The organism is Ruegeria sp. HKCCE4148, assembly GCF_017872495.1.
Classification (GTDB): Bacteria; Pseudomonadota; Alphaproteobacteria; order Rhodobacterales; family Rhodobacteraceae; genus Ruegeria.
In genome coordinates this window covers 932,489-946,530 of record NZ_JAEDOS010000002.1, presented here as the reverse complement: position 1 = coordinate 946,530, position 14,042 = coordinate 932,489, and the positions used below count along the sequence as shown (strand labels likewise).

General features: G+C 54.1%; 12 protein-coding genes. 3 read left to right on the top strand and 9 right to left on the bottom strand.

Going from position 1 to position 14,042, the window contains the following annotated elements; all coding sequences use genetic code 11:
• Nucleotides 1-49 precede the first annotated feature (49 nt).
• From I9187_RS09465 to I9187_RS09440, 6 genes are all read right to left on the bottom strand, one after another.
• Nucleotides 50-1,036: a D-cysteine desulfhydrase family protein gene (locus I9187_RS09465; RefSeq protein ID WP_245223162.1), complete on the bottom strand. Its 987-nt coding sequence runs from the start codon at nt 1,034-1,036 to the stop codon at nt 50-52.
• 61 nt (nt 1,037-1,097) lie between these two features.
• The gene (locus I9187_RS09460) at nt 1,098-1,826 is read right to left on the bottom strand and encodes a hypothetical protein (RefSeq protein ID WP_171176379.1); all 729 of its coding nucleotides are present in this window, start codon (nt 1,824-1,826) and stop codon (nt 1,098-1,100) included.
• Nucleotides 1,827-1,864: 38 nt separating this feature from the next.
• Complete coding sequence (locus tag I9187_RS09455; RefSeq protein ID WP_171176381.1) at nt 1,865-2,605, bottom strand: aspartate/glutamate racemase family protein; 741 nt, start codon at nt 2,603-2,605, stop codon at nt 1,865-1,867.
• A gap of 27 nt (nt 2,606-2,632) precedes the next feature.
• Complete coding sequence (locus I9187_RS09450) at nt 2,633-3,871, bottom strand: FAD-binding oxidoreductase (protein WP_171176383.1); 1,239 nt, start codon at nt 3,869-3,871, stop codon at nt 2,633-2,635.
• A 4-nt stretch (nt 3,872-3,875) separates the two neighbouring features.
• The gene (locus I9187_RS09445; RefSeq protein ID WP_171176386.1) at nt 3,876-6,089 is read right to left on the bottom strand and encodes a TRAP transporter fused permease subunit; all 2,214 of its coding nucleotides are present in this window, start codon (nt 6,087-6,089) and stop codon (nt 3,876-3,878) included.
• An 81-nt stretch (nt 6,090-6,170) separates the two neighbouring features.
• Complete coding sequence (locus tag I9187_RS09440) at nt 6,171-7,178, bottom strand: TAXI family TRAP transporter solute-binding subunit (protein ID WP_171176388.1); 1,008 nt, start codon at nt 7,176-7,178, stop codon at nt 6,171-6,173.
• 128 nt (nt 7,179-7,306) lie between these two features.
• On the opposite strand from I9187_RS09440, the gene I9187_RS09435 reads away from it, so the two are divergent.
• Together I9187_RS09435 and I9187_RS09430 are read left to right on the top strand one after the other, a co-directional pair.
• The gene (locus tag I9187_RS09435; protein ID WP_171176390.1) at nt 7,307-8,269 is read left to right on the top strand and encodes a LysR family transcriptional regulator; all 963 of its coding nucleotides are present in this window, start codon (nt 7,307-7,309) and stop codon (nt 8,267-8,269) included.
• Between the two features lie 285 nt (nt 8,270-8,554).
• Nucleotides 8,555-9,166, top strand: coding sequence for a hypothetical protein (locus I9187_RS09430; RefSeq protein WP_209940147.1), 612 nt, complete (start codon nt 8,555-8,557; stop codon nt 9,164-9,166).
• A 92-nt stretch (nt 9,167-9,258) separates the two neighbouring features.
• On the opposite strand, the gene I9187_RS09425 is transcribed toward I9187_RS09430, so the two are convergent.
• The 3 genes from I9187_RS09425 to I9187_RS09415 form a co-directional block, all read right to left on the bottom strand.
• A complete protein-coding gene (locus I9187_RS09425) occupies nt 9,259-10,677 on the bottom strand; it encodes a tetratricopeptide repeat protein (RefSeq protein WP_171176394.1) in 1,419 nt (472 codons plus the stop codon).
• A gap of 185 nt (nt 10,678-10,862) precedes the next feature.
• Complete coding sequence (acdA, locus tag I9187_RS09420; RefSeq protein WP_171176396.1) at nt 10,863-12,098, bottom strand: 3-sulfinopropanoyl-CoA desulfinase; 1,236 nt, start codon at nt 12,096-12,098, stop codon at nt 10,863-10,865.
• A gap of 89 nt (nt 12,099-12,187) precedes the next feature.
• Nucleotides 12,188-13,066, bottom strand: coding sequence for a LysR family transcriptional regulator (locus tag I9187_RS09415; protein WP_209509406.1), 879 nt, complete (start codon nt 13,064-13,066; stop codon nt 12,188-12,190).
• A gap of 66 nt (nt 13,067-13,132) precedes the next feature.
• On the opposite strand from I9187_RS09415, the gene I9187_RS09410 reads away from it, so the two are divergent.
• The gene (locus I9187_RS09410) at nt 13,133-13,981 is read left to right on the top strand and encodes a fumarylacetoacetate hydrolase family protein (protein WP_171176400.1); all 849 of its coding nucleotides are present in this window, start codon (nt 13,133-13,135) and stop codon (nt 13,979-13,981) included.
• Nucleotides 13,982-14,042 lie beyond the last annotated feature (61 nt).

Here is a 14,042-nt window from a genome sequence, read left to right as displayed (position 1 = left end):
CGCGTTCAGCAACAATAAATCTGCCGCGCAAGTCGGCAGGCTATTGAGACTAATTTGGTTGGCTTGATTCCATGTTGTCTGCCAGTTCGTTTTGGTATCCGAAGAGCGCAGGTAGCCCCCCTGTATGCAGCAAAACAACCGTTTGCCTGGGCTGAATGTCTCCTTTACTCAGCAGGTGCAATAACCCCGCAAATGTTTTTGCGGAATAAACGGGGTCAAGGAATATTCCTTCGGTGCGCGCCATCTTTTCCAAGGCTGCACGGGTCACTTCGCTTAGTCTGCCGTAGCCAGGGGATAACACCTCGTCCAGAACGGTGACCTTGTCTTGCAAGGGCCCAGCGTCGATTTCCAGCAAATCCGCTAGTTTCTGCAGGACAGTGTTCATTCGGGTTTTTTGCTTGTGTTGATTTCGGCGAACGCAAACCCCAAACACAGAACAGGCATTCTTTTCCAGCGCGAGGCCTGCCAATATACCAGCGTGTGTTGCGCCGCTACCTGAAGGGACGACGACCGCGTCAACATTCGACATCTGCTGGCACAATTCTTGTCCGGCAGCGACGTAGCCCAAGGCACCTAAAGGTGGATGTTGTAAACCCAGATGAATGACATAGGGTTTGCGTCCTTGCACTCTCAGTTCTTCGGCCCGCGCGTGTAACGCAGCGTCGGCACCAACTTCGTTTTCGCCCTCGGGAAAGCTCAAGTGTTCCGCACCTAAAATCTTTGCAAGCAACACATTCCCGGACCTGTAATACTCCTTACCCATATCTGGTACACGCTCTTCCAGCTGCAGCACGGATTGCATGCCCAATTTGGCAGCCGCAGCTGCCGCAGATCGAACAAAGTTAGACTGAACAGCGCCAGTGATCAGAATAGTGTCGGCGCCTTGTCGAACAGCATCGCCAAAGTAGAATTCAAGTTGCCGCGTTTTATTTCCGCCAAATCCAAGACCTGTCAGATCATCACGTTTCAACCATAGGTCTATACCCAGTTCTAAAGACAGCCTGTCCAACCGCTCCAAGGGTGTAGGGCCAGACATGAGTTGGGCTCTAGGGAACCTGTCCAGAATGTTTTTTTGCATCATGGTTTGACCTTCGAAGTTACGCGATCGTCAATGCGCGATGAAAAAGAACACCGCAGGCGATAAAGGAAATCACGCGGATGGCAGTCGTGACCAGTGTCTGCGGTAAGTGGGGGCCTACAGTGCGACCAAGCAGGCTGCCTGTCAGTGTGAGCGCGATAAAACCCCAAAGTTGCGGGCCAAAACTGAGCATCTGAGTCTCTGTCAGGCAGTGTAAAACAAAAGCGATACCGTACGCCACCAGCGCAATGGGTTGCACCAGTTTTGCAACCTCTTTGGCGGAATGGCCTTTCGCAATCAATCCGAAAACCATTAGCGGGCCGGGCGTCGCCGCCCAAACGGTTGCCACCCCTGACAAACCGGAAACGGTTGAAAATCCTGCTGTACCAATTGAGCAACGAACGGGCAGCAAAGTCGTAAGAAGCCCAATCAGCAAAAGGCTGGCCGTCAGAACAAGGACAAACGCTTCGCTTAGCCAGGGGTAGATCGAGAGGCCTGACACCACTCCGACGAGGCAACCAATGATTGCCGTGCGAATTGTCTGTTTGTCGCTCTTCAGCACCCGTTGGTCTGTTGCGACCGCTGAAACGACAGTGTTCAAAAGTAGCAGTATCGGAACTGCTGTTGCCGTTCCAAGAAGGATCATCATCGGTGGCCCGGCAATGATGCTAAATCCGATGCCGACACCGACCTGCATCATAGCACCAAGGCCTATGGCGACCATCAAGATAGAATAGTCAACGGACACTGATTTCCCCGTTGTCCCTCATGATACTGCAGGCGCTTTTACGCCCAAGGCATGAGGCCTCCATAAGTTTTGCGCGTGGCAACGGTATGCGCCATCTGTGCCAATGTCGTCAAATCGAAGACTGGAAGACGCAGCTCTTCCTGAAGGAGCGCGGCATATGGCGGCAAATCGGTACATTCCAAAACCAGCGACCGAATATCAGGTGCACGTTGTATGAGCTTTCGCGCAGCTTCCAGAACTTCGGCCTCGATCAGGTCGGTGTCCATGCGTGTCCGCGTGTTCCGTAAGATCACCTCTGCGAATTCATTGGTGTCTTCTAAACCTTGCACTGCAACGGGGATGGTAGCTGCTCCGACACCTTCGAAGTGCTTCGCTGTCAGCGCTGAAGCGTCTGCAGTCAGCACGCCCACTGGAGCACTTGCTCCGGTCATATGAAAGGCCAGAGGCACCTGAATAAGACTGGATGCAAAGACAGGTACAGAAACAGCCGCGGCCAGTTCTTTTTGGAACAACGCCAGAAAACCGCAGCTTCCGGTGATGGCCCGAACACCTTCGGCTTCAAGGCGTTTTGCGCCCTCAATAAATGGAGCCAGCAACTCAGGCGTTGGGTTGTTTAGAAGGGTAGGGACGGTGATCCCGCTTATCATTTCGTAGAGCACCGGAAACGGAAGGCTGGACGGATTCTTGATGTGTCCTGGGGGTTTGGGGAAATAACTTTCAAGGCACAAAACCCCGATCGAAGCCCCGCAAATGTTTTGACCGCCATTGTAGATTGGCATGTGCTCAGGTCCTTTCGAATTGGAGATTTAGAAACGGTCCAGCGAAAATGGGGCCAAATCGATATTTGGGCTGCGATCAGACACAAGGTCTGCCACAAGTTCCCCAGTCTTCGGCGCCATCATCAGGCCGTAGTGAGAGTGTCCAAACGCGGCAAATAAACCGTCTTTGCCCTTCAGCGGCCCAATCGCAGGCAGGCTGTCGGGAAAAGAGGGGCGACGGCCCATCCAAAACTGCGGTTCGCCTGTATTAAGCTCCGGCACCAATGCTTTGGCTTGCTCGGTCAGAATCTTTTCTTTTCGTGGATTGGCTGGAGCATCGACGCTTGCGAACTCGGCTGTACCAGCAACTCTCAATCCACCTTGCATCGAGCTTGCGACGATCTTTGCATCCACGTCCATGACCGAATTGTTCAGCACCGCAGAGGGGTTAGGGAATTCAACATGGTAACCCCGTTCAGCCACAAGTGGTACGGGAAGTCCTAATGGCTTCAGCAGGTCGGCAGACCATACCCCGGCGGCAAGAACGACATGATGTGCATGTATTTTGCCTTGCGAAGTATCAAGCTGCCAATTGCCTCCTTCGGCTTGTGTCAGCTTGGCGACTTCGGTTCGCACGAATTCGGCCCCTTGCGCGCGCGCTTTTTCTGCAAGCACAGTGCCCAAGCGTCCCGGAGAGATCGCGCGCGCCTGGCCTTTGATCACAATTGCGGCCTTGAACGCTTTTGAAAGCGCAGGTTCCAGGCGCCGCAACTCGGCGCTGTCGACACGCTCCAATTCCCCGCCTTTTTCTCGGCGGATCCGATAACCAAGCTCGTCCAGGCTGGCCTGATCAGAATTGCGGAAAGCGTGGATGTAATAACTGTCGGCAATTAAATCTTCATGCCCGGTGCCGTGCAGATGCCGACGGTACAAATCGATGGATGGACGGCACAAAAGCTCCATCGCATCCGAGACTTCACGAACGGTTTTTTCGCCGGATTTTCCCAGAAAGCGCATCCCCCAAGGTATCATCTTCGGCCAGAATGACGCCCGTACCGACAGCGCACTTTTCGGATCCAACAGCATTTGTGGCAGTTTCTTCCAAATTCCAGGAACTGCCTGAGGAATTATCGACCAGGGTGACACCACGCCTGCATTGCCAAATGATGTTTCCTGGCCTGGCTCACCCCGGTCTACAAGACGGACCGGTATGCCCCGCTCTTGCAACGACAGCGCGCAACAAATTCCGACGATGCCAGCGCCTATGATGGTAACTTGTTGTGTCATCCTGTCAGGCCGGAGAATGGGTGCGATTGCGCGCGATCAATTGGGTGATGATGACTGGCGAGGCCACTGCCAACGCGATCAGGTCCGCTGTCAGGCTTGGCGCGACGAAGATCACCCCCGCGATCGCCATCAAAATACGCGACGCTATGTTCAATGACTTCAGCCAGTAACCGACCACAGCTGCGGACAGGGCGATGACACCGGCGATACAGCTGGCCGCAGTGTACGTGAACTCCCACAGATCAAAACCGGTTGAGGATACAAACAACAGCACCGGAGCGTAGACAAAAGCCATTGGCGCGATCACCTTGCCCAGCCCAAGGGTAAAGGCGGACAAACCGGTTCGGAATGGGTTGGAGTTCGCAATGGCCGCTGCCGCGTAGGCTGAGGTGCAGACCGGAGGTGTGATCTCGGACACAACACCATAGTACAACACGAACAGATGACTTGCGATGGGTGGAACGCCCAACTGCGCCAGTGCTGGCTGTGCTACAGAGACCAGCATGATGTATAGTGCAGTGGTGGGAATGCCTGCACCCATCAGGATGCACACCACGGCTATGAAAACAAGCGAGATAAACAGCTGAAGGTCTTCCATGGCAAACAACTGGAAGCTGCCGAACGAGATCATGTTGTAAAGATCAGCCGCCAGATTCCCCGCGCCCTGCGTCACCATGAATCCGATGCGGAAGCCGATGCCGGTGGTGTTGATCACACCGACAACAATGCCAACCGCGGCCGCCGCAGCACCCACGGCCAGTGAGTATTTTACGCCCAGTTCGACCGCTTGCAGCATTTCAGGTACTTCGATGCGTTTCTGGGGGTTCAACGTTGCGACTGCTGAAAGCCCACATAAGATCAGGGTCATGTTCAGGTCGAATCCGCCGTCCGAGAATTTCCAAAGCACAAAGGCCAAAAAGGCTGCCGCGTAAATCAAGGTTGGAGGTTGCCTGAGCCGCGACATGCCTGCGATGACCGCAAGTGAGATTCCGCAGAAAGCTGACATGAACGGCGTGTAGCCAGTGAACAATACGACAAGCAGTCCAATCAGAGGCACGATATTGGCCCAACCTTCGGCCCAGACGGCTTTGAGTTGCGGCAGTTGTTCCTTGGCAAGGCCCTGTAGGTTCAGTTTGCGTGCCATCAGATGCACCACGGCAAAGACGCCTACGTAGTGGAGGATGGCCGGGAAGATCGCCGCGATGACGATTGTGGTATAAGGAACTTCAAGAAATTCGGCCATGATGAAGGCGGCGGCCCCCATGATCGGTGGGGTGATTTGTCCACCAGCCGAAGACGCGGCCTCGACACCCCCGGCAAAGTGGCCGGGGTATCCTAGGCGCTTCATGTTGGGAATTGTCAGCGCGCCGGTTGATACGGTGTTGGCCACCGAAGACCCCGAGATCGTGCCGAAGAAGGCCGAGGACACCACCGACACTTTTGCCGGACCGCCTGTATAGCGGCCCGCCAAAATTGTAGCGTTGTCGATGAACAATTGTCCCAATCCGGTGCGCTGGGCGATGACGCCAAACAGGACAAAATGAAAGACGATGGTTGAAACAACCCACAGAGTGACCCCGTAGATACCCTCTTGCGGGAAGTACATCGACGAAACGAAGGTTTTGAAGTTCACGCCGGGATGTTGCAACAACCCGGGGAAGTACGGCCCCAGCAGGGCGTATGAGATAAAGACACAGATGATCAGCGGAAGCACCCACCCTAACGTGCGGCGGGCTATATCCAGCACCAGCAGGATGATGATGACGCCAAGAAACACATCATATCCGTTGGGATTGCCCATTCGGAAGGTCTGTTCCTCGATTCCCAGAAACGGGATGCCGCGCCAGGCAAGACCAACATACAACGCGGCCGTGATGCCAAGCGCCATGAAAACCAGGTCATAGAGGGGGATATTCCCAATGCGGAACCGGCTGACCTTAAGGGCATATAGGCTCTTGGCCCCGACAATCGGGATCGTGGCGTAGACAAGAATGAACAGCAGCGCCAAATAGATACCCATATGCCAATGGTCGGCGGGCAGGCCAAATCCGGCAGTAAAAAATTCATAAAACGCAAAGATCAGGGCGACAACGCGCAGCACCTTGCCTGTGGTGGGCGTGACTTGCCGGACGGCAGCACCTTCATCGAACTGTTCTTCGATGGCCGCCAGTTCCTCGGCCGTCAGTTCGTGGTCATCAAGTTTCTGGGTCTCGGACATGATGGCCCCCCGATTTCGCAAATTTCCAGAGTGCGGTGCCCCGCATAAGGGGCACCAGCGACAGGTTTCAATTGGGTTCGTTTACTGAAGCAGACCGGCTTCTTTATAGAATTTCTCGGCACCCGGATGCAGCGGAACACCCAAGGCTTCGACACCGTCCAGCGCCGTGTCAGGCGTGATCTGCTTGCCTTTTGCATGGCCATTGTCCAGCAGTTTGCGGGTGTTGTCGTTCCACAAAGCTTTGGTCAACTGATAAACTAGGTCTTCCGACAACTCAGAGGACACCACAAGCATCGCGCTGACCGCAGGGGTCTTGGTTTCTGCGTCGATTCCTTCATAAACGCCGCCAGGGATGGCGGACGGGATATAGGCTGGGATGATCTCGTTGATCTTCGCCAGATCTTCGTCGCTGAAGGAATACAGGTTCATGCCTTTGGTCGAAGACAACTGCACCATCGCGGCAACAGGCCAACCTGCAGCGTAGAAATAGGCGTCCAACTGACCATCTGCCAGACGCTCGGCGCTTTGGCTGTTGTTCAGCTCGGCTTCTTCCATGTTGTCGCGGTTGACGCCCCAGGCGTCCAACATCTGCAAAACTGCAACCTGCGTACCAGAACCGGCCTGCGCAATACCAACGCGTTTTCCTTCCAGATCGCTCAGATCGTTGATCGTCTCACCGGCTGGAAGCACCAGATGCAGGTCTTCGGGGAACAGGTTTGCGACGATGCGCAGGTTGGGGTGGGGTTTGCCTTCAAATTTGCCTTCGCCAAGATACATCGAGCGGGTCACGTCGGCTGCGGCAAGACCGGCCTCAAGCTCGCCATTCTGTACGGCAGCATTGTTAAAGACAGACGCAGTTGTCGATTGTGCAATCGCGATGAGTCCTGGTACGCCGCATTGGCCACCCTCTTCGCAAGGACGCGAGCCCGGAGGGGCCGAGATACCGTTCGCAATGGTGCCACCGATGGGGAAATAGGTTCCACCAGCTCCACCGGTGCCGATGCGGAAAAAGGTCGGATCCTGCGCCAGCGCCGGTGCGGCCAGCGCACCAGCCAAAGCCAGACCCGTCAGACATTTCACTAGTTTCATAGTCGTCTCCGTTGTTGGATCGTGGGATTCGGTTTTCCCGAACCTCGATCCTGAGAGCGTAAAGACAAATTTCATTAATACAAATTTGTTATATTTCACAAAACTAAAGTTTAGCTTATATATGAGTTATGAACCTGACACAGCTCACAGTCTTTCGCGAAGTTATGGAAACAGGCTCCATCGCTCAGACGGCCAGAAAGCTGAACCGCACCCAACCAGCGATCAGCTTGGCACTGAAGAACCTGGAAAAAACTCTGGGTTTGACATTGTTTGAGCGTAAAGGGCGGCGGTTGGTGCCGGTCCCCGAAGCGCATTATTTGCTTGCTGAGACGACTGGTATCTTGGACCGTCTAGCTGCGATCTCCAACACAATGGAGGGGCTTATTAAAGGGCATTCAGGCAGCCTGAATATTGCAACCATGCCCGGTCCTTCTGCCTTTTTGTTTCCGCGGTTTATTAGCCAGTCAGTTGGTGAAAACCCTGACATTAAAATCACTTTGTCAACGCGCAGCTCACCGCAAATTATCGAGCTTGCGGGAACACAGAATATCGATTTTGGCTTTGCGGATTTCGAACATTCCAACGGTAAAGGGCCGCAGTATTCCGTCGAATTGATTATGGCGGATTGTTTCTGTGCCATTGACCGAGAAAACCCGCTTGCCGTACGTGATCGCATCTCGGTCTCCGATCTCGACGGGGTTCCAATGGGTGGTCTTCATGAGACGCACCCGTTTCAGCGCAAAATAAGGGCACAGTTCCAAGGGGCCTCTGCTCAGTATAACTCGACGGTGACCTGTCAGTACTTTTTACCCCTGATCCCCTTCGTAAGTTCGGGGCAGTGTTGCACAATCGTGGATCCTCTGACCGTTGCAACCGAACGGGAATTGCAGCTGTCTGGCGGAAAGGTCGTGTTTCTGCCCATCGAAAGCCCACTTAGGTATGAATACGCGATATTAGAGCCAGTACACCGCCCTCCTTCACAGTTGGCCCTGAACATCAAAGCGGGCTGGAAATCTGAAGTCCTTGCGATGCTTGAGGATGTGTCTGCCAATCCCAGCACCAGTATTGTCAGAACAGAGGGGGAGGCATAGTAGTGCCTAACTGCGCGGGGCGGCATACGCTTAGACAACGCTTGGATCATCTCACGTTTAATCATTCGAATACGTAGCTTACCAATAATGAAGGGCCCCTTTTCAAAGGGGTAATTGTTTTCCCTACTCGTATCGTGCACAGCCTTCTTGCTATTTCTTTGGTATACTTTCTTACTACATTTGCCGCGTACGCCCACTCCGGCGATGGGTATGGTGGTGGTTTTGCGGCGCGGGTGGTCTGATTGCTTTTGCCGGGATTGCGTTTCTCACGGGTGTCGCCTGAGGATGAACGAACCCAAACCCCTTGCATCTGTCCCATTGGTGTTGGTGGCCGATCCGGCGTCGGCACATAGTTCCCTGCCGGGTATCGAGGGGTTTTACGTTGGAATAATCCACCCCTTTTCAACGCCACCGCAAGCCCTGCTGATGATTGGCCTGCGTTTGCTTGCTGGCGGGTTCAAACCAGCACATGCGAGATTTCTTCTTGTAAGCTTTTTTGTCACCAGCCTAGCTGGCCTCATTTTCGCGATTGGCTTTGCTGAAATCGATTCAATGATGTTTGCAATGGCCTTTTTGGCTTGTTCAACGGCTGCACTTTTTCCCGGAAAACCTACGCTTCTTGCAACCTTAGTGATCGGGCTGGGTGCATTTTTGATCGGTGATGCTTCGGTGCCGGACGATGGCCCATCCCAAGACAGGGTGTTCACGATGTCCGGTTCGATGATCGGTGCCAACTTAGGTTTGCTGTATCTTGTGGGTATTTGCTTTTTGGTCGGGAAGCACTTTACACGGCCGTGGGTTGGAATTTCTTTCCGTGTAATTGCAGCGTGGTTGGGTGCCGTTTCGCTTTTAATGTTGGCTCTCAGTTTTTCAAGTACGAACCTGACCACCCAATAGGTAAGTAAGTTCACTTCACAATGGCGGCACAGCGTCACCGGTCGGGGCGCTTAAAGGCCTTTTCATATGTAAACCGAAAGGGTCTGGCCCGATCACGCAAGGATTAGGGATTGCGCCTTGGCTATCGCCCGATCAGCATTGGAAGTGTCGCCCAACCCTTTGAACGCCCGCGCTACGGCCCGCCAGTTCTGCGCCGAGGTTGGTTTGAGTGCGGTGCGCTCGTTGGCCAAGGCCAGTGCAAGATCAAACCGACGCGCACGTAAGGCGGCCTCCAACAATGTCCAACCGATGATGTCACGCTGAGCAAAGGATCCGCCAAGCCGGTGGGTCAGGTAGCGGACGGGCAAAAGCCGATCCACGCAATCACCATATTTCTCATTCTTGAAATCGCGCATGGCCAGGCAGAAAGGCATACCAATCTCACGGCTCATGGCGACGTTGGCATCAGACGCGTTTTCTAGATATCGCTCATTGGCCGTCAATAGCTTGTCTTGTGCCTCGACCCTGTTATCTGACACAAAGGTCATCATCGCGTGGACATCGTTAAACGCATAAAGCGTGTCCTGCGCGGCGGGCTCCCACTTGTCCGCGAGGTGTTTCCATCGGTCGCCAGACTCTTGGCCAACAAGGTTGATGCGCCACAGCAAGGCTGAAGCGTCCAGTTCCTCATATTTATTGCCGTCCTTCTGGCGCGAGTCCAAATGCGCATCGAAAATTTCGTACACCTTGTCGTATTGCTCGATATCAAGGTGGTAGAGTGCGGTGTGCCACCAAAGGTGATTGGCGAAATTGGACGTGCCCCATTCACCTGCGCGTTCTTGCATGAACCGCACGCCGCCCATCTGGCGGCCACGCATTTCCATAACGTGGGCGACAGCATGCACGGCGTAGGGGTGATCAGGGCGAATGGCCAAAGCCTGACGCGCCAATTGTTCGGCGTGGGAAAAGTCACGGTTCTCTTCGAGGCCAAAAGCATAGAAACCCAGCACGAATTCGTATCCGGGTATACTTTCTTCCCAGAGCGTGGAGGCGCGGGCGACCACGTCGCGCTGCCCAGCGACGTCTCCTAGAAGAACGTCGGTGTAGTGAACCAACTCCATTGCCAAGAGGTCCATGGGGTATTTTACCAGCACGGCCTCCCATTTCTGCACCGCACCGTAGAAATCACCATTTACCCAGGCTTTGACCGCCTCGTAATGGCCAATCTCGCGATCATTGGCGGATTTGAGGCGCTTGCCCGCCTCGTCCAAAGCCGCGACCATCTCGCTGTAGATGCGAGTTTCCATGGATTGGGTCAGCCAACCGGCCTTAAAAAGCCAACCCATGATAAATTCAGGATGCTCGGCCAGAACCGCGTCGATTTCCGCAATCGCGTCGCCCCGAAAAGACAACGACATCTCAATCGCGCGTTCCAATCCGTCAATGGCCTTGGAGTCTTTATACGAGATTGGCACGCCCCGACAATCGGTGAAAGTTGCCCGTTTGTGTGAGACTTCAGATACGGCCGTCATGCGCACTCCTTCCAACAAAAGCTGAAATTAAGGTGAAGGTATTCCGCTGGAAAGCTAAGCCAATTGCAAGTCTAAGTTGCTCACGCCGTCGGTTGTGCATTCTCCGGGAAACGTCACGCCTTCCGCGCCGCTTCAAAGCCAGGGGATGCGCTTTGTCCAATACGTCTTGGTCTCTGATTGTTTCTTCAAGCGTTTTCGTTTTTCGGAAGATATCCACCCCGTGTTTGCGGGGTTTTCATTTTCAAAACCTGTCCAGCCACGAGGTTGCGCAGCATTTGCGCCGTGCCGCCGCCTATTGTGAACATTCGTGCATCACGCATCATGCGCTCGATGGGAGTGTTGCGCGAATACCCGCGTGCGCCGTGTAACTGCAACGCGTCGTTGGTCACTTTCACCGCCATTTCCGAGGCGAAGACCTTGGCTTGCGCCGCCAACATGGGATCAGGAAAACCTAAGTGCTGTCGGTCTGCACTGGCCGCTGCGCGCCAGATCATCATCCGAGCGGCATCAATCTGCATCGACATATCGGCAATAATCCACTGCAGACCCTGGAATTCGGCAATCGGGCGACCGAACTGCTCGCGCGTTTTTACAAACGCCAACGTTGCCTCATACGCTCCGCGTGCGATCCCAAGCGCGACCGCCGCCGCCCCGACGCGTTGCGCATTGTAGGCGTTCATCAATGCGGAAAAGCCATGCTTCAGCCCGTCGGGCGGTGAAATCAACCGGTCCAGGGGCAGGCGCAGATTATCCAGAATGACCTCGGTTTCCGGGATGCCACGAAGGCCCAGCGTCGGCTCACGCGCGCCGATCATCAGCCCGTCTTCGCCCAGATAGCCTATAAAGCCACCGATCCCTTTGAATTCGCCCTCTTCAATAACTCTGGCAAAGATCAAATAGAGCTGCGAGACGCCACCTCCCGTGATCCAGTGTTTCTTTCCCTTCAAAACCCATGCATTGCCTTCGCGCACCGCTGTAGTGGTCATTTCGGTCGCGGCGCTTCCTGCATCAGGCTCTGTGATACAGATTGCCGGTTTGTCACCGGCCAACACATGCGCTGCCGCACTTTTCTTTTGGTCGTGTGATCCGTAGGTGATAATCGCGCCGACGGCTCCCATATTTCCTTCAACAGCGATCCGACCCGATACTCCACATTTTGCAGCCAACTCTTCAACAACAAGTGCGACGTCAAAATAGCTGTGACCAGGACCGCCAAGCGATTTGGGAACGCTCATGCCCATTAGCCCCGATTTGGTCATCGCTTCGACAACGCGGACCGGATACCTCTCGGAACGATCAGTTTCTGCAGCAAGCGGGCCGGAGACGGTTTCGGCGATGTGCCGAGCCTTGTTTTGAATTTCGCGTTGTCTGACGGATAGCTCGAATGACGGGGTTGCTGAATAGTTAGCGTCTTGAAGCATGGTGCGCTCGCCTTGTTGATAAAGTCAGCATAGCATCGCCAAAAAAATTTATGTTAGTTTCAATTTCTTGTTTCTTGCATGAGGTTTCCTCATGAAGACTGCAGCGCCCCTATGAAAGTATCGATTACAAGATCTGCCCGGCCGTCGGAGTTTGTGAAAGCTCCGATCTCTCGGGAAAACGGCGGATCCCCAAAAGGAAGCGTGCGCAGGCGGTTCGAAAATGGCCGACGACCTTTGCAGAGCGGAACAATCGAAACCCCGAGCCCCTCACTGACAAGATTGGAAATTGCATCCAGTGAGTCGATCTCCATCGCACTTTTCACGTCAATGTTCTGAGCACGCAGTTCTTCTTCAATGCTCTGGCCTGCCCAAGTCTTACGGTTGAACCAGATAAACGGTTGCGTGCGCAGCAAGTCCTGCCATTTGTCGCCCTTGGCATGCGCTGGAGCTACAACAACGAAAGGTTCAATCGCGACACTGTGCCAATCCAGACCGGGGATCGGGTTCACAGGTTTGGTGCATATCGCAACGTCTACATGCCCATCCGTGAGCTTCTGGGCCAATGCAGATGAACTTCCGTTTTTTACCTCGACCTGCAAGGCGGGATAGGTCGTCTGCAGCGCCTTCAGGCCAACCGTAAGGAAGCTTGCCAAGGCCGTGGGGACAGCCCCAATCGCCAATCTTGATCTGACGATCTCACCCCGTGCTACACGCGCCGACGCTTCGAAGAGGGTCAGAGTCTGTTGCGCGTGCTCTGCCAGAGCGCGTCCCCGCGCCGTCGGTACAGGGGGTCGCTTGATACGGTCAAACAACTGTACGCCCAACTCATCTTCCATGGCCTTTATCTGAAGGCTTACAGCCGAAGGCGACAGCCCGATGACTTCCCCTGCAGCAGCAAAAGATTTCTGTTCAATGACCGCGAGTAGCGTTTTGAGCTGGTTTATGTTCATAACGATGAAATTGACCACACCATCGCATCGAAATCTAGGCTTAGGGCTATAGCCCAACTGCTCTAGCATAAAATCGGAGATGAAATGAAACTTGTGCGATTTGGTTCACCGGGCCAGGAAAAACCGGGAATTGTAGACGAAGAAGGAAGGATCCGCGACTTGTCGACAGTTGTCGCTGATATCAACAGTGACGTGCTTACCGATTCCGCGCTTGAAGTTCTTCGGTCCGCGGACGTCTCCAGTCTTCCGCTAGCAGAAGAAGGGGCTCGTCTGGGGGCCTGTGTATCCGGTATCGGGAAGTTCTTGTGCATTGGGCTGAACTACAGCGATCATGCCAAGGAAGCGAATATGCCGATCCCTAGTGAGCCGATCCTGTTTATGAAAGCGACCAGTTCCATCGTCGGCGCTTTTGATGATGTCATTATCCCAAAAGGCTCTCAAAAGTCTGACTGGGAAGTTGAACTCGGGGTCGTGATTGGAAAAACTGCTCGTCATGTCTCCGAGGCGGATGCCCTTTCGTACGTCGCGGGATATTGCGTTGTAAATGACCTTTCTGAACGCGAGTTTCAAATCGAGCGGGGCGGTCAGTGGGTTAAAGGAAAATCCTGTGACACATTTGGCCCGATTGGCCCATGGCTGGTGACTCGGGATGAAGTTCCGGATCCGCAGGCACTTGCCATGTGGTTAGAAGTGGACGGCGTTCGATATCAGAATGGTTCGACCTCAACAATGATCTTTGGAGTGGCAGAACTCATCTCCTATTGCAGCCGGTTTATGACTCTGGAGCCTGGCGATATCATTTCCACCGGCACGCCTCCGGGCGTCGGTATGGGGCAAAAGCCTGAACCGGTATTTCTGAGAGAAGGTCAACAAATTCGACTTTCCATCGAAGGCCTCGGCATACAGCAACAAAACACGGTTGCTTATAGCTGAATACACCAATTTGCTGGACCAACAGCGGATTCAAAGCGGGTTCAGCTTTAGGATCTTGGCT

Excerpts from the sequence above, each read along its gene's own strand:
- I9187_RS09450 (WP_171176383.1), bottom strand. The coding sequence starts at position 3,871 with ATGACACAACAAGTTACCATCATAGGCGCTGGCATCGTCGGAATTTGT.
- I9187_RS09465 (WP_245223162.1), bottom strand. The coding sequence starts at position 1,036 with ATGTCTGGCCCTACACCCTTGGAGCGGTTGGACAGGCTGTCTTTAGAA.
- I9187_RS09455 (WP_171176381.1), bottom strand. The coding sequence starts at position 2,605 with ATGCCAATCTACAATGGCGGTCAAAACATTTGCGGGGCTTCGATCGGG.
- I9187_RS09440 (WP_171176388.1), bottom strand. The coding sequence starts at position 7,178 with ATGAAACTAGTGAAATGTCTGACGGGTCTGGCTTTGGCTGGTGCGCTG.
- I9187_RS09425 (WP_171176394.1), bottom strand. The coding sequence starts at position 10,677 with ATGACGGCCGTATCTGAAGTCTCACACAAACGGGCAACTTTCACCGAT.
- I9187_RS09435 (WP_171176390.1), top strand. The coding sequence starts at position 7,307 with ATGAACCTGACACAGCTCACAGTCTTTCGCGAAGTTATGGAAACAGGC.
- I9187_RS09445 (WP_171176386.1), bottom strand. The coding sequence starts at position 6,089 with ATGTCCGAGACCCAGAAACTTGATGACCACGAACTGACGGCCGAGGAA.
- acdA (WP_171176396.1), bottom strand. The coding sequence starts at position 12,098 with ATGCTTCAAGACGCTAACTATTCAGCAACCCCGTCATTCGAGCTATCC.
- I9187_RS09430 (WP_209940147.1), top strand. The coding sequence starts at position 8,555 with ATGAACGAACCCAAACCCCTTGCATCTGTCCCATTGGTGTTGGTGGCC.
- I9187_RS09410 (WP_171176400.1), top strand. The coding sequence starts at position 13,133 with ATGAAACTTGTGCGATTTGGTTCACCGGGCCAGGAAAAACCGGGAATT.